The 21,126-nt window shown below is 43.3% G+C and carries 19 protein-coding genes; 13 read left to right on the top strand and 6 right to left on the bottom strand.

Annotation, left to right across the window (positions count from 1 at the left end; genetic code table 11):
- The first annotated feature begins 121 nt into the window (after positions 1–121).
- The 3 genes from ABXT42_RS04995 (at position 122) to ABXT42_RS05005 (ending at position 3,178) form a co-directional block, all read left to right on the top strand.
- The gene (locus ABXT42_RS04995) at positions 122–1,315 is read left to right on the top strand and encodes an amino acid aminotransferase (protein WP_443629270.1); all 1,194 of its coding nucleotides are present in this window, start codon (positions 122–124) and stop codon (positions 1,313–1,315) included.
- A gap of 73 nt (positions 1,316–1,388) precedes the next feature.
- Entirely contained in the window at positions 1,389–2,252 is an 864-nt protein-coding gene (locus ABXT42_RS05000) for an alpha/beta fold hydrolase (RefSeq protein WP_443629271.1), read from the top strand.
- A gap of 23 nt (positions 2,253–2,275) precedes the next feature.
- The gene (locus ABXT42_RS05005) at positions 2,276–3,178 is read left to right on the top strand and encodes a DUF808 domain-containing protein (protein WP_443629272.1); all 903 of its coding nucleotides are present in this window, start codon (positions 2,276–2,278) and stop codon (positions 3,176–3,178) included.
- Positions 3,179–3,212: 34 nt separating this feature from the next.
- On the opposite strand, the gene ABXT42_RS05010 is transcribed toward ABXT42_RS05005, so the two are convergent.
- Complete coding sequence (locus ABXT42_RS05010) at positions 3,213–5,000, bottom strand: ABC transporter transmembrane domain-containing protein (protein ID WP_443629273.1); 1,788 nt, start codon at positions 4,998–5,000, stop codon at positions 3,213–3,215.
- Between the two features lie 161 nt (positions 5,001–5,161).
- On the opposite strand from ABXT42_RS05010, the gene ABXT42_RS05015 reads away from it, so the two are divergent.
- Positions 5,162–6,361: an MFS transporter gene (locus tag ABXT42_RS05015; protein WP_443629274.1), complete on the top strand. Its 1,200-nt coding sequence runs from the start codon at positions 5,162–5,164 to the stop codon at positions 6,359–6,361.
- 52 nt (positions 6,362–6,413) lie between these two features.
- Positions 6,414–6,668 carry a DUF2164 domain-containing protein gene (locus ABXT42_RS05020; RefSeq protein WP_443629275.1) on the top strand — a complete coding sequence of 85 codons (255 nt, stop codon included), beginning with the start codon at positions 6,414–6,416 and terminating at the stop codon, positions 6,666–6,668.
- Here the strand turns inward: ABXT42_RS05020 and ABXT42_RS05025 are convergent.
- Complete coding sequence (locus ABXT42_RS05025) at positions 6,665–7,243, bottom strand: gamma-glutamylcyclotransferase (RefSeq protein ID WP_443629276.1); 579 nt, start codon at positions 7,241–7,243, stop codon at positions 6,665–6,667. The two genes, ABXT42_RS05020 and ABXT42_RS05025, sit on opposite strands and share 4 nt — an antisense overlap.
- Before the next feature lie 384 nt (positions 7,244–7,627).
- Between ABXT42_RS05025 and ABXT42_RS05030 the strand changes: the two genes are divergently transcribed.
- The 3 genes from ABXT42_RS05030 to ABXT42_RS05040 are packed head-to-tail and all read left to right on the top strand — an operon-like array spanning position 7,628 to position 10,979.
- Positions 7,628–8,530, top strand: coding sequence for a DMT family transporter (locus ABXT42_RS05030; RefSeq protein ID WP_443629277.1), 903 nt, complete (start codon positions 7,628–7,630; stop codon positions 8,528–8,530).
- A 25-nt stretch (positions 8,531–8,555) separates the two neighbouring features.
- Positions 8,556–9,755: a diaminopropionate ammonia-lyase gene (locus tag ABXT42_RS05035; RefSeq protein ID WP_443629278.1), complete on the top strand. Its 1,200-nt coding sequence runs from the start codon at positions 8,556–8,558 to the stop codon at positions 9,753–9,755.
- A 30-nt stretch (positions 9,756–9,785) separates the two neighbouring features.
- Positions 9,786–10,979: a M24 family metallopeptidase gene (locus tag ABXT42_RS05040; RefSeq protein WP_443629279.1), complete on the top strand. Its 1,194-nt coding sequence runs from the start codon at positions 9,786–9,788 to the stop codon at positions 10,977–10,979.
- A 41-nt stretch (positions 10,980–11,020) separates the two neighbouring features.
- On the opposite strand, the gene ABXT42_RS05045 is transcribed toward ABXT42_RS05040, so the two are convergent.
- Positions 11,021–11,932: a LysR family transcriptional regulator gene (locus ABXT42_RS05045; RefSeq protein WP_443629280.1), complete on the bottom strand. Its 912-nt coding sequence runs from the start codon at positions 11,930–11,932 to the stop codon at positions 11,021–11,023.
- 104 nt (positions 11,933–12,036) lie between these two features.
- Between ABXT42_RS05045 and ABXT42_RS05050 the strand changes: the two genes are divergently transcribed.
- The 3 genes from ABXT42_RS05050 (at position 12,037) to ABXT42_RS05060 (ending at position 15,435) form a co-directional block, all read left to right on the top strand.
- A complete protein-coding gene (locus tag ABXT42_RS05050) occupies positions 12,037–13,374 on the top strand; it encodes an aspartate aminotransferase family protein (RefSeq protein ID WP_443629281.1) in 1,338 nt (445 codons plus the stop codon).
- Positions 13,375–13,474: 100 nt separating this feature from the next.
- Positions 13,475–14,965 carry a CoA-acylating methylmalonate-semialdehyde dehydrogenase gene (locus tag ABXT42_RS05055; RefSeq protein WP_443629282.1) on the top strand — a complete coding sequence of 497 codons (1,491 nt, stop codon included), beginning with the start codon at positions 13,475–13,477 and terminating at the stop codon, positions 14,963–14,965.
- 158 nt (positions 14,966–15,123) lie between these two features.
- The gene (locus ABXT42_RS05060; protein WP_443629283.1) at positions 15,124–15,435 is read left to right on the top strand and encodes an HlyU family transcriptional regulator; all 312 of its coding nucleotides are present in this window, start codon (positions 15,124–15,126) and stop codon (positions 15,433–15,435) included.
- 261 nt (positions 15,436–15,696) lie between these two features.
- Here the strand turns inward: ABXT42_RS05060 and ABXT42_RS05065 are convergent, their stop codons facing one another.
- Positions 15,697–17,718 carry a hydantoinase/oxoprolinase N-terminal domain-containing protein gene (locus tag ABXT42_RS05065; protein ID WP_443629284.1) on the bottom strand — a complete coding sequence of 674 codons (2,022 nt, stop codon included), beginning with the start codon at positions 17,716–17,718 and terminating at the stop codon, positions 15,697–15,699.
- A 204-nt stretch (positions 17,719–17,922) separates the two neighbouring features.
- On the opposite strand from ABXT42_RS05065, the gene ABXT42_RS05070 reads away from it, so the two are divergent.
- The gene (locus tag ABXT42_RS05070; RefSeq protein WP_443629285.1) at positions 17,923–18,807 is read left to right on the top strand and encodes an NAD(P)-dependent oxidoreductase; all 885 of its coding nucleotides are present in this window, start codon (positions 17,923–17,925) and stop codon (positions 18,805–18,807) included.
- On the opposite strand, the gene ABXT42_RS05075 is transcribed toward ABXT42_RS05070, so the two are convergent.
- The gene (locus ABXT42_RS05075) at positions 18,808–19,890 is read right to left on the bottom strand and encodes a polysaccharide deacetylase family protein (RefSeq protein WP_443629286.1); all 1,083 of its coding nucleotides are present in this window, start codon (positions 19,888–19,890) and stop codon (positions 18,808–18,810) included.
- Positions 19,891–19,893: 3 nt separating this feature from the next.
- Positions 19,894–20,091 carry a 4-oxalocrotonate tautomerase gene (locus tag ABXT42_RS05080; protein WP_443629287.1) on the bottom strand — a complete coding sequence of 66 codons (198 nt, stop codon included), beginning with the start codon at positions 20,089–20,091 and terminating at the stop codon, positions 19,894–19,896.
- A gap of 124 nt (positions 20,092–20,215) precedes the next feature.
- Between ABXT42_RS05080 and ABXT42_RS05085 the strand changes: the two genes are divergently transcribed.
- The gene (locus tag ABXT42_RS05085) at positions 20,216–21,124 is read left to right on the top strand and encodes a DMT family transporter (RefSeq protein WP_443629288.1); all 909 of its coding nucleotides are present in this window, start codon (positions 20,216–20,218) and stop codon (positions 21,122–21,124) included.
- Positions 21,125–21,126: the final 2 nt, after the last annotated feature.

Here is a 21,126-nt window from a genome sequence, read left to right on the forward strand (position 1 = left end):
ACTGTTATAGCGTGTTTTCTGTCTAGTTTTAAAACTATGGAAGCCGTATAATTAGAAGTGTTTATAACACTTTATCTTTTGTATTCATTGTTTAGGTTATCCCTTAGGAGTTTTATTTCTCATGTTTGAGTCACTGCAATCTGTGCCTGCTGATCCCATCCTCAACCTGTCAGTTTTGTACCGTAAGGATATTAACCCTAAAAAAGTTGATTTAGGTGTAGGCGTTTATAAAGATGAGGCGGGGCATACAGCCATTATGCAGGCGGTTTCTCTGGCAGAAGAACGTTTGTTGGTAGAAGAAGACACTAAAGCTTACGTAGGCATGGCGGGCTCTAAAAAGTTTTGTGATTTATTGGCTCAAGTGACATTAGGTGCAGACCATCAAGTGATCAGTGATCAACGTATTTCTGTTGCACAAACACCAGGGGGCAGTGGTGCTTTGCGTGTATTAGCTGAATTCATTAATGTAGCGAAACCTGGTTCAACTGTATGGGTAGGCAATCCAACGTGGGCTAACCACATTCCGGTCATGAAAAGTGCTGGTCTTACCATTAAAACTTACCCTTACTACAGCAAACAAACTAAGACTGTGGATTTTGATGCCATGATGGCAACACTTAAGTCAGACGCAAAAGCAGGCGATGTGGTGCTTCTTCATGGCTGTTGTCACAACCCATCTGGGGCAGACTTAACCTTAGAGCAATGGCAAGCTACTGCTGACTTGATCAATGCTAAAGGCTTATTGCCTTATGTTGATATTGCTTATCAAGGCCTTGGTGAGGGCATGGATGAAGATGCTGCAGGTCTTCGATTAATGGCTAATAGTGTGCCAGAAATGGTGATCGCAAGCTCGTGTTCAAAAAACTTTGGGCTATATCGTGAGCGCACTGGCACAGCCATTATTATTTCTGCTACATCGCAACAAGCTGTTGTTGCTCAAGGGCAAATGAACAGTGTGATTCGTGCCAATTACTCTATGCCACCGTCTCATGGTGCTTTGGCAGTGGAAACGATTCTTGCAGATCCAAAACTTAATCAAATTTGGCGCGATGAACTAAAAATCATGCGTAAACGTATCAAAGATCTACGTACTCAATTGGTGGAGGCTCTTAAAGCTGAAGGGGTAGAGCAAGACTTTAGTTTTATTGAACGTCAAAAGGGCATGTTCTCCTTTTTAGATATAAGCCCAGAGCAAGTTGAGAAACTAGTTAATGAACATAGTGTTTATTTAGTGAGTTCTAGCCGAATTAATTTAGCGGGCCTTAATCAAGCGAACATTGTTTATGTCGCTAAAGCTATCGCTGCAGTGCTGTAACGCTGATTGTTAAAACATCAATATATCACTCACGCCCCAGACACTGTAAACACTGTAGTGAAAGGGGTTTGCAGTGATCACTAAAGCATATGAAGAGTTTGGCATGCGACAAGGAAAAACCTTGTTGTTTGCTCATGCTAATGGCTTTCCACCTAGCACTTATAAAGTCTTGTTAGATGAACTTGGCAAAGATTGGAGAGTGATTGCGCCTCATTTGCGTCCGCTATGGCAAGATTTAACAGAGTTTCAAAGCCAGTCTGATGATCGCGCGGTGTGGCAACACATGGCCATGGATCTTAATGACTTTATTGAAAAGCATCAATTAGCGCCAGCTATTTATGTAGGCCATTCTATGGGTGCTAATGTAGGTGTATTGGCAGCTCAATTAAAACCCCACCTGTATCACCAGCTTATTCTTATAGAACCTGTTTTTTTAAGACAAACTATTGCTCGTATTATTCGTTTTGGCCCTGCCTTTTTGATTAATAAAGCGCCCATCGTGGCCAAGGCTTTAAATAGGCCAGATGTCTTTTTAACCCTTGCGTTGGCATACGATTTTCATCGCTCTAAAAGGGTATTTTCAGGCATAACGGATACTGTGTTGTGGCACTACATTAATGCTGCATTTGTACCATGTGATGGGGGTGTAAAGCTCCTATACAGTAAATACTGGGAAGCGTTGATGTATTCAAGTGTGCCCAATATTTGGCCCTACTTAAAGCGCAGCTGGGTGCCTATTAGTGTATTACGAGGTGAGTTTTCTAATACGGTAGATACTCTTGCTTGGAAACGCTGGAAAGCTCTAAAAAACAAACAAAATTTGCATGAAAATGTGCGCGCTATTAATTTTACAAATACGACTCACTTATTACCTTTAGAGCAGCCCTTAGAAGTGGCGGCACAAGTAACACAGTGTGTGATTAATGGCAGTATTTAAACCTAATAAACTAAGGAGTTAACATGGCTGGAGTAAGTTTACTGGCATTACTTGATGACATAGCAGTTTTATTAGACGATATCGCTGTGTTATCTAAAGTGGCCGCTAAAAAGACCGCAGGCGTGCTAGCAGATGATTTAGCGGTCAACGCTGAACAAGTCTCTGGTGTGAGGGCTCAGCGTGAGCTGCCAGTAGTTTGGGCGGTCACTAAGGGATCACTTATAAACAAATTAATTTTAGTGCCTGTGGCGCTACTTATGAGTTTGTATGCGCCTTGGTTAATAACGCCTGTGTTAATTTTGGGTGGCACTTATCTGTGTTATGAGGGTGCCGAGAAAATACATGAATGGATTGTTAAAAAACCTAAAGAGACTTCACCACTAAAAAGATTGCAGCAGCTGTCATTGTCTAAAGATGAGCTTTTGGCGTTAGAAAAAGATAAGATAAAAGGCGCTATTCGCACTGATTTTGTGCTCTCAGCAGAAATTGTAGTCATTATTTTAGGCTCTGTGGCTGATGCTAGCTTTGCCAAACAAGTGATTGTTGTGTCCAGCCTTGCTTTGTTTTTCACCATAGCTGTGTATGGTTTTGTTGCAGCTATTGTAAAGATGGATGATGTGGGGCTTTATTTAGTTGAAGAACAAAAAGCGGGCCGCAAGGGCTCTATTAGTGGGTTTTTGGGCCGCAGTTTAGTCAATTCAGCTGCGCCTTTGATGAGTGCCTTATCTGTATTTGGCACCATTGCTATGTTTTTAGTGGGCGGCGGTATATTGGTGCACGGTTGGCCTTGGCTTTATCACTTGCTTGAGAACCTTACAAACGTATGGTCTGTGTTGGCTAATATGAGTGTGGGTGTGGTGCTAGGGCTTGTTGTGTTGGGTGGTATGTCATTGATTAAAAAATTAACTTCCTTAGGCTCAGCCTAACTCTCATTAGACCAAGCGTATGCTTAGATCGTCTTCAGTGATTAAACTGTAGCTCACTTAAACGCTTATAAAGTGGTGAGGTAAGTAATAACTGTGCGTGAGTACCTTGTGCTTCAAGTTGACCTTCGTTAAAGACCATAATTCGATCAGCATGCATTACTGTGGCTAAACGATGGGCAATAATGAGAGTAGTGCGCCCTTGCATTAGTTTTTGTAACGCGGCTTGAATCTTATGCTCGCTATTAGCGTCTAACGCGCTGGTTGCTTCATCTAGTAATAAAATAGAAGGGTTTTTGAGCATGGCGCGTGCTATGGCAACACGCTGCCTTTGACCACCAGATAAGCGTACGCCTTGTTCTCCTAAGTAGCTGGCGTATCCCTGGGGCAATAACTCAATAAATTCATTCGCATAGGCATTTTTAGCAGCGCTTACAATCTGTTCATGAGAAGCGTTAGCATCACCATACCCAATATTATGGGCTACGTCGGCACTAAATAATGTGGGTTGTTGTGGAACCAAACCTAAGTGAAGCCTTAAGTCTTTGGGTGTAAGGTGTTTAATATCGTGTCCAGAGACTTCAATAGTGCCATCTTTAGGGTCGTAAAAACGCTGTAATAGCTCAAACAATGTACTTTTACCTGCACCAGATGGGCCTACAATAGCTATGGTTTCACCGGCTTTTACATTAAAAGAAATGTGTTTTAAGGCTGTTTGTTCTGGCCTAGATGGATAGCTGAAGCTCACATCATCAAAGCGTAAGCTCAAGGCTCCGTTAGCTAATGAAATAGGGTCTTTTGGAATACGGATTTCAGCTTTTTCAGCAAGTAATTCAAGTAAGCGTTCTGTTGCACCTGCCGCGCGTTGTAACTCGCCGTACACTTCAGATATGGTGGCAACAGCCATAGCCACCATTAACGCATAAAAAACAAACGCTGCTAATTCGCCAGAACTGATTTGTCCACTTGCAACATCTTGAGCACCAACCCAAATCATGCTGGATAAGCCTGTAAATACTAGCGTCATAGCCACGACGATAAGAATAGAGCGTTGTAAAATACGCTTTTTGGCAACGTTAAATGCTTTTTCTACCTCTTGTGCAAACGCTTTAGTTTCTTCTTTTTCGTGGGTAAAGCTTTGTACTACTTTAATGTTTTGTACAATTTCACCAGCATAAGTGCCTATGTCAGCGACTCTGTCTTGGCTTAAGCGAGAAAGCTTGCGTACTTTGCGACCATAAAGAATCATTGGGAATATAATCAGCGGTACGCTGCTTAATACAATTAAAGCCAATTTTGGATTAGTAATAAGCATCATTACTAAGCCACCTAAAAAAGTTAGGCTACTACGCAGTGCCATAGAAATAGAGGAGCCTATTATTGACTGTAATAACGTGGTGTCGGTTGTGAGCCTGGCATTAATTTCACCACTACGGTTAACTTCAAAGTAATAAGGATCTAAAGTAAGCAAATGGTTAAATACGGCTAAACGCACGTCGTTACTGACTCTTTCCCCAAGCCAAGACACTAAGTAAAAGCGAGTAAAGGTGCCTGCTGCCATCAAAAAGGTAATTACTGCCAACACCATCATGGCTTGATTTAATTGGCTTGGGTCTGCAGAGTTAAAGCCTTGGTCAATAAGTAGGCGAATGCCTTGTCCCAGTGCAAGTGACACTCCTGCAGTAATAATGAGAGCAAAAGCTGCACCTAGGACCATTTTTTTATAGGGAGTTATAAAAGGCAAAAGCCTCATCAGAAGTCGCAGGTCTTTTTTGTCTGGTTGCGTTGTGCTGGTTGGGTCGTTGCTGGTTTGATGGGTACTCATAATGTGCTCAAAGAAGTAAGGCTAGCTTACTATGTGTGGGCAGAGTGTTAATTTGCAATTGTATCCATTAAATACTTTGGGAGGCCTTGGTAATTGGTTAGTTAAATGAATCAACGATAGGCTATAATCATGATGAATTTCACCCACGTTAATAGAAAAATATGAACCTCTCACTGCTTAGTGTTCAGGGTAAACTCAGCCCTATCACGCTACTTAAACTAATGACGTTTGCCATGCCTTTTAGTTTTGGCGTGTGGATGGCGTTATTTAATAACTTTGCTATTGATCAAGTGGCACTCAACGGTTCTCATATTGGTGTATTGCAATCGTGGCGTGAAGTGCCTGGTTTTTTAGCGTTTGGTGCCGTTTTTTTACTGCTTTTTATTGCAGAACAGCGCTTAGCTATATGGTCTTTAATCATGTTAGGTGCGGGTACAGCGATAACAGGGTGGTTGCCTAGTTTTAATGGGTTATTAGTGACAACGATGTTGATGTCTGTTGGGTTTCACTATTATGAAACCATGAAACAATCATTGGCTCTACAGTGGTTTAGTAAGGCAGAAGCGCCAGTTCAATTAGGACGTTTAATGTCAATTGGTGCAGCGTCTTCTTTACTTGCATATGCCTGGGTGTGGGCTGCGTTGGAAGTATTTAATGTTCCAGTGGCGTGGGTTTATACATTTGGTGGCGGGGTGACTGTAGTCATTGCAGTCTTGGCTTTGATCATGTTTCCCCAATACACGTCTAAGGTGACACAAACAAAAAAATTGATTTTTCGTAAACGCTATAGTCTTTATTACGCCTTGGTATTTATGGGTGGAGGGCGACGCCAAATATTTGTTGTGTTTGCCGCACTGATGATGGTGGAGCGTTTTGGTTTTGGTGCGGATGAAGTAGCGCTGATGTTCTTAGCAAATGGGCTATTGAGTATGTGGCTAGCACCAAAAATTGGTGGGTTGGTGGCCCGCTGGGGTGAAAAACGAGCACTCACCGTAGAATACACGGGTTTGATTTTGGTGTTTTTGGCTTATAGCATTGTAGAGTGGGCACCTTTAGCGGTGGCGTTGTATATGTTAGACCATGTGCTGTTTGCTATGGCTATTGCGCAAAAAACCTATTTTCAAAAAATTGCAGACCCTGCAGATATGGCCTCTACGGCGGGCGTTTCTTTTACCATTAATCATATAGCAGCTGTTGTGCTGCCTGCGCTGATGGGGCTTTTGTGGTTAGTGTCACCATCTTGGGTATTTATATTGGGTGCGGTAATGGCTTTGATGTCGCTATTGTTAGCACGTTGGGTGCCAACTGACCCTGTTAATGGCCGAGAATGGCTAAACCCGTTTAGTTCAAAAGCTGGGTAAAGTGCTTTAAGTTTGCATTTTAAGCACTATTATTAACTTCTTGGAGTGATCTATGACTATTACCTTTAATAAAGAAGAAAAAGTTGACCTTATTAATAGATTACAAAGTTATTGTGAAGTTGAATTAGATCGGCAGTTAGGTACTTTTGAAGCACAATTTCTACTAGATTTTATTAGTGAAACTATGGGGCCATTCTACTACAACCGTGGCATTTACGATGCTCAAGCATTGCTGCAAGAGCAATTGGAGAATGTGGGTGAGTCTATCTACCAGCTAGAAAAGATACCTCCCAAACTCAAGCGTTAGCTAGTTAAGTGCGCACTTATGTCGCTAAATAAAGAGTCGTGGATGTTAAGTGTTTTTAGATGCTTTAAAGTGTTGTTAAAGTAATCAATATTACTACCTCGGCCACCGTGAGCCTGGTCTATCATGCTGGCGCACTGAGCAGCGTCAAAATCGACATATTGTTCATGTTGCTTGTCTGCTACAAAGGTAATTGCATTGATGTCACCATCAGCAGTGGTCACTTTGCATAGATAGGGTAAATAAAACATTGTTACCATTTCTCGTAGCCACAGATGTTTGAAATCTTTTTCTTGAGTTGTTTTTGAAATATGTAAAGCCATGCCTTCACAATGACCGCCATCGCGCAGTGACAAAACTAAACCGGGACATTCTAGGGTGCCTCGGTGCACAGTAGACAGTAAATTAAAACCTCGTTGTAAACCATCAACTTTGCCTTGCCTGCTTTCTATGACGTGCATTTCAGGGTTCCATAACAAAGAACCGTAAGCAAAAATCCACAAATCTTCTGGTAAAGGAAACTCTTCTAAATAGTGATCTAACGCTTCTAAAATTTGAGACTGGGGATAAGCTGACATGTTTTTTGGGTGGATTCCTATCAATAAAAAAGCCTACATCCGTTAAGAAGTAGGCCTTATGCTGTCATATCAAAGGCGCTTTGCCAAGGCTTGATGTTGAGGAAAAATTATTTTCTTATGACATTATTTTGTGCAGCAAACTCTGACGCCTGTAATGGGCTGTTATCTTAGATGTAATTTTTAAGAGCTTTGACGTCGACAAAACCTGAGTTGACAGAGTTTTCATGATCAGACAAACAAGGGTAAATATCACCACTAGAGGCCATATAAGCGTTTACTGATAAGCGGTAAGTTTGTGTTGCTACATTATGGTCAAAATGCGCTTGTAAAAAAAGCTATGAATGTGACACTATGGGCTTCGAAAATACCACAGCGTTGAATGTTATGTCAGCAACACTAAGCCAGTTTTTTATTCGCCTTATGCCATGGTTTTTTGTATGGGTATGGAGCACCGGTTTTTTAGTGGCTAAATTAGGGAAATCCTATGCTGAGCCCTTTACACTATTAAGTTACCGCTTTGCCTTGGCTTTGGTTGTGTTGTGGGTGATCATCAAAGTTGTTAATTGCGATTGGCCATCTACTTGGCGTTTAGCTTTGCATTGTATGCTGGTGGGTTTGTTGATTCATGGGGTGTACCTGGGCGGTATTTTCCAAGCCATTTCTTTGGGTATGCCAGCTGGACTAAGTGCAATGGTGATAGGATTGCAGCCTCTTACTATGGCCTTGTTTGCTGGGTTGATGCTTGGAGAGCGAGTCACAAAGCGTCAGTGGCTAGGTTTGATCATGGGTTTAGTAGGACTATATTTAGTCTTAGGGGAGCAGTTTTCAATAAACCCAGAGACAGTTTTTGAAGGCTTTTCTGGCTGGTCGCCAGTATTGGTAGGCTCGTCGTTATTGGCTATTGCCTTTGGCACACTGTACCAAAAGAAGTATTGCCATGGGGTAGATCTACTGACCTCCATTTGGCTGCAGTATGCTGCAGCATTAGTGCTAAGTCTTAGTGTGGCCTTTGCCTTTGAAACACGTATTGTGGATTGGCAATGGCAGTTTGTTGTTAGCTTGTCTTGGCAGGTGTTAGCTTTGTCCATTGGCGCAATATTGTTGCTCATGATCATGATACGTCAAGGCGCTGCTGCAAAAGTAGGTAGTTTGTTTTATTTAGTACCACCTGTAGTAGCCATACAGGCGTGGTTTTTGTTTGGCGAAGCGTTAGGTGTTCAAGGATTGTTGGGTATTGTTTTAATTGCTGCAGGTGTAGCACAAGCCATGTGGCCAAGTCGTAACTAGTCATTTATTTTTTTGGAGTTTTTACATGACATCATTAACTGCCGCTTTAACTGGGGCTCTAGATTGTTTTCATAATGAGCAAGCGGATGCAAAGCTTGTTTATGGCCCTCAGCGTCAAGCGGTGCTAAGCCTAAAAAAAGCTGAGCATGCATTTGAAACTATTACTAGTTGGCCAAATTACCAAGCTTCTGATCTGCATCTGCTTGAAAGTATGGCGAAGGAGGCGAATATTGCGCAGATCTATTATAAGGATGAAAGTACTCGTTTTGGTCTAAAAAGCTTTAAAGCCTTAGGTGGCGCTTATGCAGTGACAAGGTTTTTACAAGAACATTTAAGCCTACTTAATGGTAAAGAACCAAGTATGTCTGATTTGTTATCAGGGCATTATAAAGAGCAATTAAAAGACGTCGTTGTAAGTTGTGCTACAGATGGCAATCATGGACGCTCTGTTGCTTGGGGTGCACAAATGTTTGGGTGTCAGTGTATTATTTATATCCATCGTGATGTATCTGTTGGTCGCCAATCAGCAATGGAGGCTTATGCTGCAAAGGTCATTCGTATTACAGGCAATTATGACGAATCGGTTAGGCAAGCTGCAGTAGATGCAAAAAAATACGATAGGGCCATCATTTCTGACACCAGTTATGAAGGCTATACAAAAGTGCCTGCCAATGTGGCTTTAGGTTATACCGTCATGTTGTCTGAAACCGTGACACAACTTAATGGGCAGATTCCTACTCATGTGTTTATACAAGCAGGAGTAGGCGGTTTAGCGGCTGCTGTATGTGGTTATTTCTGGGATTTATGGGGCGACAAAAGGCCTCGTTTTGTTGTGGTAGAGCCAGAGGCTGCCAACTGTTTGCAAGAAAGTGCAAAAGCAGGCGAGCTTCAAGTGGTTGAAGGTGATCTAGACACTTTGATGGCAGGCTTAGCGTGTGGAGAAGTTTCTCATATCGCTTGGGAAATATTGGGCAAGGGTGCAGATGACTTCATCACCTTAAGTGAAGATGCCGTGGCACCTTGTATGCGTGCTTTAGAGCAACATACGCCAAGCATTGAAGCTGGAGAATCTGCTGTAGCAGGTTTGGCAGCATGTATTGTTGGCGCACAAAATGCAAAGTGGCGCTTGGCTTTAGGTCTTGATGAACAAAGTAAAGTACTAGTGCTAGGCACAGAAGGTGCTACTGATCCCGAGCTTTATCAAGAATTAGTTTTTGGTGCATAACATATACTTTAATTGACTGGGGAAATTAATATGACGCAATACACCTTAACAGAAGCGCCGCAAAGGCAGTTTTCTTTAATTGAGTTTGAACACCGTATGGCGAGAGCGCAAGCGATGATGCGAGCTTTAAATTTGGATGGTGTATTGCTAACAACAGAAACTAATGTGCGTTATTTTTCTGGCTACTTTACGCAATTTTGGCAAAGCCCAACACGGCCTTGGTTTTTGATTTTGCCTGCCACAGGAAAACCTATTGCTGTTATCCCAACCATTGGTGTGGTGGGTATGAGTGACACATGGGTAGATGATGTCCGTGCATGGCCCTCGCCATTTCCAGAAGATGATGGAGTGAGTTTGTTGAGCCAAACTCTAGCCGAACTTCCCAAACGTTTTGGCCGTTTAGGCATGACTCTTGGGCGAGAAACACACTTGCGTATGCCTCAGCAGCAAGTGCAGTCTTTGTATGAATCTAGTGATTTTGAACTGGTTGATGTAAGCCGTGAAGTGCTACATTTGCGCAGTATAAAATCTACTGCAGAAATTAATCGAGTTGGCCACATTTGCCAAGTGACCTCTAACGCTTTTGCTGCGCTTCCCAAGTTTGCCAGTATAGGTATGACTGAACGTGATGTGGTGGCAGGTTTCAGAATGGAGCTATTGCGTCAAGGCGCAGATCATTCTCCTTTTATTGTGTCCTCTTCTGGAATGGATGGTTATGATGACATTATTATGGGCCCAACAGACAGGGTAATTGCAGAGGGTGATGTATTAATTATTGATACAGGCACGGTATGGCAAGGCTACTTTTGTGATTTTGACCGAAACTGGTGTTTTGGTGATTGTTCTTCGCAAACAAAGGCTGCTTATGAAGTGGTCTATAAAGCCACAGATGCAGGTTTTGCTGCAGCTAAGCCAGGTAACACTACTAGCGACTTGTATCGGGCTATGTGGCCTATCATGCAAGCTGGTGGTGCCCTAGGTAATGATGTTGGGCGTTTAGGCCATGGCCTAGGCTCTGACCTCACAGAATGGCCATCTAATACAGCGACCGACGAAACCTTGTTGGAAGTAGGCATGATTATGACTTTAGAACCAGGTATGGCTTACCTAAACGGTGATGGAAAAGTCAAACAAATGGTGCATGAAGAGAATATCATCATTACTGAAAATGGTGCACAGTGGCTCTCTACAAGAGCTGCGGCGCAACTACCTTTACTAGGCTAATGAGCATTTTCCACACTGGATAGTGCTTAAGCTTGCTCAAGTTAGATTTTGATAAGCTCTTTGATCCATGCGTCCACAAGAAAATTTGTCGGCGCATTTTTTTTATGGATCACGGCGTAATCGGTGGTGAAGTTAAAATGTTCAGAGCATATAGCTGTCATTTCTCTTCGTTGTACCCATTGTTCTGCATAGTGGGTGGGTAGATAACCTATAAAGCATCCTGTCATAATTAAAAAAGCGACTCCCTCTCTATCGGTTGCAGTAGAGGTGGTTTTTAAAGCCTGATAATGTGATTTGGTCGCTGGGGTTTGAGCATATGCAGGGGCCACTGCATCATGATTTTTCACCAAAGGAATGATATCTAGATGCTTTGTATTATCAAATAGTGGGTGATGGTAGCTGCAATATAATTGAGACTCTTCTTCATATAAGGGGATGTATTCTAATTCGGCAATTTTCCTTAAGCGCGGAATTGCACCTACATGTAAACGGCCATCTAATACCGCTTTTTCAATTTCGTTAGGTGCCATCATACTAATATTTATTCCAATGTCGGTTGCCTTAAGTTTTAATTGGCGCAGAGCATCAGTTATTTTCATGTGTGGCAAGGTAACAAGGTTGTCAGCAATGCCAATGTTTAGATCACCTTTGAGTTGATCATGTAACGCGTTAACTTGGGTACGAAAGCCTTCGATGGAAGCAAATAGCTGTAAAATAGCTTCATACACCCGTTGCCCAGATTCAGTGACTGAAAAGCCTGCACGGCCACGCTGACATAGGCGCAATCCTAAGCGTGTCTCTAAATCGCTCATAGCCATGCTAATGGCCGCTCGGCTAATGTTCAACTCAACCTCAGCCGCTGCAAAGCCTCCAGCTTCTACCACGGTTTTATAGATTCGCAGAAGTCGTAAGTCAATGTCAGACAACCGATTTAAACCAAGAGGATTGGGCATTTTATTTAGTTAACCATTTAGTTAAGTTAGAACAATTAACTTAGTATTTAATTGTTCTAAGTGCAAGTCTAAACTATAGTTATTATCAATTATGGAGTTTCACCATGAGTTTTGAATCGTTAAGTGGCGGTTTGAGCCGCGAGCAGCTTGAAGCCTACTGGATGCCCTACACGGCTAACCGCCAATTTAAAGACAATCCTCGTATGATTGTGTCTGCAGAGCAAAGCCACTACATTACCGCAGACGGACGTCGTATTTATGATGGGCTTTCAGGCCTTTGGTGCTGTGGATTTGGTCATAATAGGCCAGAAATAGCTGAAGCTGTGTATCAGCAAATGAAAACTATGGATTATGCTCCAGCCTTCCAGCACGGCCACCCCAAAGCCTTTGAACTGGCAGACCGGTTGGCAAAAATGACACCTGAAGGTTTGGATTATGTATTTTTTACTAACTCAGGTTCAGAGTCTGCCGATACATCATTAAAAATGGCCCGAGCCTATTGGCGCCAGTGTGGTCAGCCTAGTAAAACCAAATTGATTGGGCGCAGCAAAGGTTATCATGGGGTAAACTTTGGTGGCATTAGTGTAGGTGGTATTGGTGCAAACCGTAAAATGTTTGGCACTGGCATAGACGCTGCACATTTACCCCATACTTTGCTATCAGAGAATGCCTTTAGTAAAGGCATGCCCAAGCATGGAGCAGATCTTGCTGATCACTTATTGGAAGAAATTGCTTTACATGACGCTTCCAACATTGCAGCTGTGATTGTAGAGCCATTTGCAGGCTCGGCAGGTGTAGTAGTGCCGCCTGAAGGCTACCTTCAACGCTTGCGAAAAATTTGTGATGACCACAACATCTTGTTGATCTTTGACGAAGTCATTACTGGCTTTGGCAGAGCAGGTGCAGCCTTTGGTGCAGATGCATTTGGTGTGATCCCTGACATTATGAACTTAGCCAAAGGCATCACTAACGGTTCTATTCCAATGGGCGCTGTAGTTGCAAAAAGCGAAATATACCAAACCTTTATGGATGCTGGTGGGCCAGAGTACATGGTTGAATTCCCTCATGGCTATACCTATTCAGGGCACCCAGTAGCTTGTGCTGCAGGCTTGGCTGCTATGGATATTTTCGAGAATGATCAGTTAGCTCAAAGAGCTGCAGATCTTGCGCCTCATTTTGAAGATGCCATTCATAGCCTAAAAGGTTTGAACTATGTGAGTGATATTCGAAACTATGGTTTAGCAGGGGCTTTAACCATTGAAGCCTACCCGGGAGAGCCTGCCAGACGTCCTTATGAAATTGCGATGAAAGCATGGGATCTTGGTTTTTATGTGCGCTATGGTGGTGATACTATTCAATTGGGGCCAAACTTTGTGAGTGAAAAAGAAGACATCACTCGCCTAATTAATGCGTTAGGTGACGCTATTTTAAGTTTGGATTAATACGGGGTTAGATATTTAGCCAATGGTGCTTTACGACATGTAAGAGTACTATTGTAATCAGATAAAACAAAGTCCAAAAAGTGGACAGTGAGGAAGACAAATGCAAGTTGTAGGACATTTTATTAACGGCGCAATGGTTGCTGATACTGAACGTGTACAAGACGTATTTAACCCAGCTACTGGCGCAGTAGTGCGACAAGTCGCACTGGCAACTAAAGCCACAGTAGAAGAGGCTATCACTGCAGCACAAGCTGCCTTTCCTGCTTGGCGAAATACGCCTGCGCAAAAGCGTGCGAAAGTAATGTTCCGTTTTAAGCAGTTGCTTGAAGATAATGCGGACAAAATTTGTGCAGCGTTGACTAACGAGCATGGCAAAGTTCTGGATGATGCCCGGGGTGAGCTAATTCGTGGTATTGAAGTGGTTGAATATGCATGTGGCGCACCTACTCTATTAAAAGGCGAACACAGTAAAAATGTAGGGCCAGCCATTGATAGTTGGTCTGAGTTTCAACCTTTAGGTGTGGTTGCTGGCATTACGCCGTTTAACTTTCCTGCCATGGTGCCAATGTGGATGTTCCCTATGGCTATTGCTTGTGGCAATACATTTATACTCAAGCCTTCAGAGCGCGACCCTAGTGCGCCTTTGCTTATTGGTCAGCTGCTTAAAGAAGCTGGTTTGCCAGATGGTGTATTTAATATCGTTAATGGTGACAAGGTTGCTGTAGACACCATTCTTGAAGATTCGCGTGTGCAGGCAGTAAGCTTTGTAGGCTCAACCCCTATTGCTGAATACATTTATGCCACGGGCACTAAAAATGGTAAGCGTGTACAGGCCCTAGGTGGCGCTAAAAACCACGCTATCATTATGCCAGATGCAGACATGGATAATGCTGTAAACGCGCTTATGGGTGCCGCTTATGGCTCTTGTGGTGAGCGTTGTATGGCTATCTCTGTGGCTGTGTGTGTTGGTGATGCAGCTGCGGATGAACTTGTCGCTAAATTAAAGCCACAAGTAGAAGCTTTAAAAGTGGGCAACGGCACTGATGTTAGTAACGAGATGGGCCCATTGATTACTGCTGCAGCCCAGCAGCGTGTGCGCACTTTAGTAACACAAGGTGTCGAGCAAGGTGCTCAATTAGTAGTAGATGGCCGTGAATTGGTCGTAAAAGGCCATGAAGATGGATTCTTTGTAGGTGGTTGTTTGTTTGATCGAGTCACCCAAGATATGGTGGTTTATCAAGAAGAAATCTTCGGCCCAGTGTTGTGTGTTGTGCGTGTTGATACCATGCAAGAAGCCATGAAATTGATTGATGATCATGAGTTTGGCAATGGCACCTGCTTATTTACCCGTGATGGCGAAGCTGCACGTTATTTCTCTGATAATATCAAAGTAGGCATGGTAGGCATTAACGTGCCACTGCCTGTGCCTGTTGCTTATCATAGCTTTGGTGGTTGGAAGCGCTCTTTGTTTGGTGATTTAGGTGCTCATGGCCCTGACGCTATCCGCTTCTATACACGTCGTAAAACAGTAACTCAGCGCTGGCCTTCCAGTGGTGTACGTGACGGTAAACAGTTTGCATTTCCTTCTTAATGTAATCATTTAAGAAAATATTAAAAGCCTGGCAATTGCTGGGCTTTTTTGTGTCTATCTATAGGCATTGGGATCTAATTTATGCTTATGACTTAAACTTTGTTCTGGTTTACTTTAAAATCATACTTTAAGAACATTTATGTAAAGGTTGTTAAGTCATGGGTTTATTATCTAGTATTAAAGCATTATTTTTGCGTCCAAGTGAGCCAAGTTCTACCAGCAAAGGTACAGATGGTAAGGGATCAAAAGGCAGCCAACACCATGAACATAAAGGTTTCAGTATTGAAACCCACCCGTTAAAGGAAGGTGGTAGTTATCGAGTGCAGGGGTGGATTCGTAATGAAGGTAGAGAACATCACTTTATTCGTGCAGACCAATCTAATAGCCTAGAAGCAGGTCATGAGCTAAGTTTGTTTAAGGCTTGTCAGTGCATCGACCAATTAGGTGATAAGTTGTTTAAAACCAACTAAAAAAATGTGATTTGGCCTTTGATGAAGGTTTAGCTCAGCGAGTCCAGAGCTGTTGGCAGATAATCCTTACACTACACAAAAGCAAATTTTTGGCGGTATGGGTTTGATGATCCCTGGCAATATGTGTGTGTTATGGGCGATAGCATGGTTGTTAGAGCAGACCCACAAGGGCTAGCAGAAGACGAAGATCTAGAGCATTGGCTTAAAAAAGGAGAGCGCTTTGCAAGCGCTCTTATGCAAAAAGGGTAAAAGCTTTAGTTTTTAAGTGGTTACTTTTATTTCTAAAACAGGTTTGCCTGTAGCCACAGCAATAACCTTACCCTCTACAAATAAGTCGCCATCTAGTTCAGAAGTCACGTGTTTATTGTCATGGCGGATAGTGATCTCCACCTCACCAGCACCCGCTGATTTAGCAAGGTGATGGGCTTGTTCTTTGACAATTGATTCAGCCTGATTAAGTGCATCATCTAAGTTGGTACAGTCAAACGGTGTTGCGCCATGGAAAATACGAAAAATCCCTTGTGTGGGTTGGGTAATGATAATTTCTGAGCGTTGCACTACGCTGCCCATGACCGCACCAACAGCATTAGCTACATGGCCATACTGAGGTAAAATAAGGTCTAGGCTTAGGCTCTTTGCTGCAAGTGGATAATAGGTTGCAGCTGGTGCGCCTACAGCAACTAAGGAGTGACTTTTACCGAAGTTAATGCCAAATAAGGCATTATCATCATCTTTTTCGCCATTTTTAAGGATGAGCTTACCCATTAATCCAGCTAAATTACGTGAGCGAGCTTCATTAAGCAGGTTTTCCTGGTGTAAGCCTGCCTCTAGCAATGTTTGACAAATAGCATCATTCATTAAGGTAAATACCCTTTGGGCAGGTTCTTGTGAATTGCCTTTTTCCCATGACCCAAAACCATAAAGATGGCGCATTTGGCGAGCCCAAATTTGCGATGCAAGCTTTGCACCTTCAACACTCCAATGGCTACTATGACCTAGCACGTGGGCGGCATCTGAGGGCGTGAAACCAGAATAAATCACCATGCCTTTACGCTCTAAGCGGGCTAACGCTTTGGCTACGTCTTGGTTTTCAAAGACTAAGGTTTCCATTTCGGCAGGGCCATGCTCGAGCATTTCCCAAGCTTGATGCTCTATAGGTGTAAACTGATTGATTAGTGCTTGATTGCTCTCAAGGCGTGTTACAAAACGATTGTGTCTAGGTGTAGGGCCATCATCCAGATGAGCTTGTAAGCGCTTTAACACTTTAGGGTATTGTAGTGCCAATAAGCTTAATGGCACTACACGCCGTGGCCCTAAAGCAATACTACCACCATAAAATCTCACTTCACTGTCACCACCTAAACCGATGGAGTAAACCTTAACTGTCTCAACCATTGGCTGCCAATCACCTACTCGGGCGCCTTCGCTTGCAAGTTCTGGCTGACCATTGGTGACTATAGCAATGTCTGTAGTGGTGCCTCCCATGTCAGCGATAATAGCGTTGCGGCTGCCTGATAGTGCGCAGGCACCTATGACACTGGCTGCTGGGCCAGATAGTATGGTGGTGACTGGGTGAACAAGAGCGGTGTCTGCGTTTACAATAGAACCATCGCCTTTGACAATCATTAAAGGCGCTTGAATATTAAGTTGTTGTAAAATATCTCTTACCGCTTGAATGAGATCTTGAATGAACGGGATCATGCGAGCATTAAGTGAGGCGGTGAGTGCGCGCCGCGGTGCCCCTAGGCTTGTAGCAAGCTCATGGCCACAGGTCACAGGCATGCCAGTAAGCTGCGTTACTAACTCTTGTAACTGTACTTCGTGACTTGGGTTGCGCACACCAAACTGCGCAGAGACTGAAAAAGCGGAGACTTTGTCTTTGTTAGCTAAAATGGCGGCTTTAGCTGTGGCAATATCTAATGGTTTGACTTGTCTGCCAGAGGCATCATGACCACCTTCTAGGCGAATAATTAAATGGTCATCTAAGATCTCAGTCAAACCACTTTTTTTCACTTGGCTCTCACTTAATCCTGCCACCAAAGCACATACGGGAGCGCCATTGCCTTCTACCACTGCATTAGTAGTGAGTGTGGTGGATAGAGACACCATTTCTATATCAGCTAATAATTGCGTAGAGATTTTACCAATAGATTCGCCAATACCAATGGCTAAATTGTGCCGTGTAGTGAGGCTTTTTACAGCGACTAACACTTGGTTTTGTTCATTGATAATGACAGCATCTGTATAAGTGCCGCCAGTGTCTATGCCTAGGCGTAAGGACATGGTGTTAAGCTCTCAAAAATATAATATTGGCGGCATTTTGCCTTGAGTAAAAGCCTAACGCAAGCGTATTTTATATTCACTAAATAAAGCGGCACAGGTGGCTTTAAAAGCGGCACGATGCATGTGCACAGGAAGTTTTTATTTAGGCTTGTTTTAGAACGCTGTATAGCCTTTAATGGCGTTTAAATTGTTGACTAGTGGAATATGAAAATGAGTAAAGTAGCGTTTATTGGTTTAGGTGTAATGGGTTACCCGATGGCGGGTCATTTGGTTGCACACGGCCATAAGGTTTGTGTTTACAATCGCACTGCTGCCAAGGCTAAAGCATGGCAACATGAACATGGAGGACAGATTGCTGCCACACCTTTTGAAGCTGCCTTTGAAGCTGATTTTGTATTTATTTGTGTAGGCAACGACGATGATTTACGCAGTGTTGTGTATGGTGATGTGGGCGTGCTATCAGGCATGGCTGCTGGTGCTGTATTGATAGATCACACCACAGCCTCGGCCCAAGTGGCTCGTGAAATAGCAGTGATAGCGGCTCAACAAGGAGTGGGCTTTGTCGATGCGCCCGTTTCAGGTGGGCAAGCCGGTGCTGAAAATGGCGCCTTGGCGGTAATGTGTGGTGGCAGCGACGAAGACTATCTCACAGCCGAACCCGTTATGCTCGCCTATGCAAAAAGCACCACGCATTTGGGCCCTGTAGGTAATGGACAACTCACTAAAATGGTCAACCAAATATGTATCGCGGGCCTAGTGCAAGGGTTAGCAGAAGGTGTGGCTTTCGCTGTTAATGCAGGTCTGGATGCAAAGCAAGCACTTGAAGCGATAGGAGGGGGCGCTGCTGGATCTTGGCAAATGCATAACCGCGGCAACACCATGGTAGATGATGAATTTGATTTTGGTTTTGCGGTGGACTGGATGCGCAAAGATCTAGATATTTGTCTAACCGAAGCGCAAAATAATGGCTCACAATTACCAGTGGCTAAAATGGTAGACAACTTTTATGGGCAAGTGCAAGACCAAGGTGGCAACCGCTGGGATACATCTAGCCTGCTTCGCCTTTTACCTAGAAAAAATCAATCATAGCTACTCTTTTGGTGGGGCGTCACCTGCGTATATTAACCACTGATGAGAGAGCCAGTAATAGTTTTTTTGTCCCCATATGGGTGCCGTGCAGTTGTAACGGTTACGGCCTTTACCTAGAGCTTTGTCGGCTTGCACGGTAAAGTTCATTTTGTTTTGCCAATTGGGCATCTGTCTTTCACCGACAATAAAGCAAGACAGTTGCTGCCTCACACCCAGTTTTTGTGATTGTGTTAGGGCAACATCTAATATGGGTTGGTTTTGATCCCCTTGATCAATGCGAATGACGGGGTTTTTAAATGCAGTGTAATTAGCAGGAAAGGGCTGTGAGGCTAGTTTAGTCTTAAGCGTCTTTAAACTACTATAAGCTCCTGCAGCTGGAAATCTAGGCAGTGCTTGCCAATCAGAAAATTCAGCCACGCCTCCAGACTGTTGCCCAAAGGCAATGTAACCCTTTTCCTTTAATGCTGCTTTAAGTGGGTCATTGTATTCACCATAGGGATAAGCTAACCATTTAGGCACTTCCCCTAGCTCTTTTGTTAAACGCTGCTGCGCATAGTCGATATTTTCTAATGCTTGAGTGAGCCACTGCCCATCATAGGCTGGTTTGCGCACTAAATAATCATGGTCTTGAGTGTGGTTGGCTATGATGACACCGTGTTGTTTAAGATCTCGAAGCATATCCCAAGTCATGGTGTGACGGTTGTTTTGATCCACAGGATCAGTATTAACAAATACAGTAAAAGGGTAGTTATATTTCTTTAATAACGGGAAACCGTTGAGGTAAATATCGCGCCACGCATCATCAAAGGTAATCGCAATGGCTTTGTTTGGTAGTGGGTTACCTTGTTGCACAGATTCTATCGCCGTTGCTAGATCCATCACGGTATAGTCATTAGCCTTTAAATAAGCTAAATGGCTTTCAAACTCTTTTGCAGTAATAGAGGTCGAACGGGGCATAGTGGAGCTGACGTGATGGTATAAAAGAATGTTAAAGCTGTCAGCAGCAATGCTTTTTAAAGGCAATATAAGCCCCAGTGAAAACACGCTCAGCAATAAAAAAGCACGTAAGTTTTTGTAATTCATGGGTTATTTATCCGGAAATAAATCGCTACAAAGTTCGCCGCCAAAACCCCAATTAGATTTTGGCACATCACGAATCATCACTTGCACTGCGCTAGCCTTACCCCCTGTAATCTCACACATAGTTTTAGTGAGCCCCTCTACAATTTTCCGCTTTTGCTCGACCGAACGGCCCTCAAATAGTTCTACAGTGATTAAAGGCATAGACGATTCCATTTTATGCGTAAAGGTTAATTCAAGGAGTGCATTTTATAACCTCATTAAAGTGCTATGCAAGGCAAAAGACTTGGGCTAAAGTGACCGGCATTAGTTTCTGTAAGGATTCACAGTGCATAACAATAAAAAAAACCCGCTTATTGGCATGGGCCTAATGATGCTGGCCATGGTGTTAGTGCCTATATTAGACCTATTTGCCAAGCTTTTATCTGCAGACTATGCGGTTATTGAAATCACCTGGGCGCGGTTTGTATTTCATGGATTGTGGTTATTACCCTTACTGACCTGGAAGGGTATAGTGTGGTGGAAATTGCCACAACAACCCGTCTATCAACTTATGCGCAGTTTGATGCTGACTGCAACAACGGTGTCTTTCTTTTTTGCCATTAAAGATAACCCTATTCCTACTGCGCTCACTTTATTGTTTATTTCTCCTTTAATCGTGGCTGTAGTGGCACCATTGTGGCTAGGTGAAACCTTTGATACCTTAAGAGGCGTAGCTGTCGTGTGCGGTTTTTTAGGTGTGGTGGTAGTGCTTAGGCCCAATGCTGACGATTTTTCACCCTCTATATTATGGGCCTTAGTGGCAGGTGTGGGGTATGCGTTTTATATTATGTTTACTCGTAAGTTAAGCTCATCATCGCCACCACTTTTAACGTTGTTTTATACCGCTGTTGGCGGGGTGTTAGTTTTAACTCCGTTTGTAGGCCCAGTATGGATCACCCCAGACGTTAAGGGCCTAGTAATGATGGCGAGTATGGGGTTGTTTGCAGCGCTGGGGCACTTTTTTATCATTATGGCCTGTGAATATGCCACGGCATCGCAGCTTAGCCCCTTTAACTATTTTGAAATTGTGGCGGCCACGGTGATTAGTTATTTTGTGTTTGATTTTTTCCCAGACATTTACGTATGGGTAGGCATTGCTATTATTTGTTCAAGTGGTGCTTATGTATCATGGCGAGAATTACAGCTGAGTAAGCGCGCACGTGCTGTGGCGGATGGCCGCATTGAAATACTATAAAT

Origin of the sequence: Candidatus Njordibacter sp. Uisw_002, assembly GCF_047730155.1 — a bacterium.
In the GTDB taxonomy this organism is placed as follows: Bacteria; Pseudomonadota; Gammaproteobacteria; order Pseudomonadales; family Balneatricaceae; genus Njordibacter.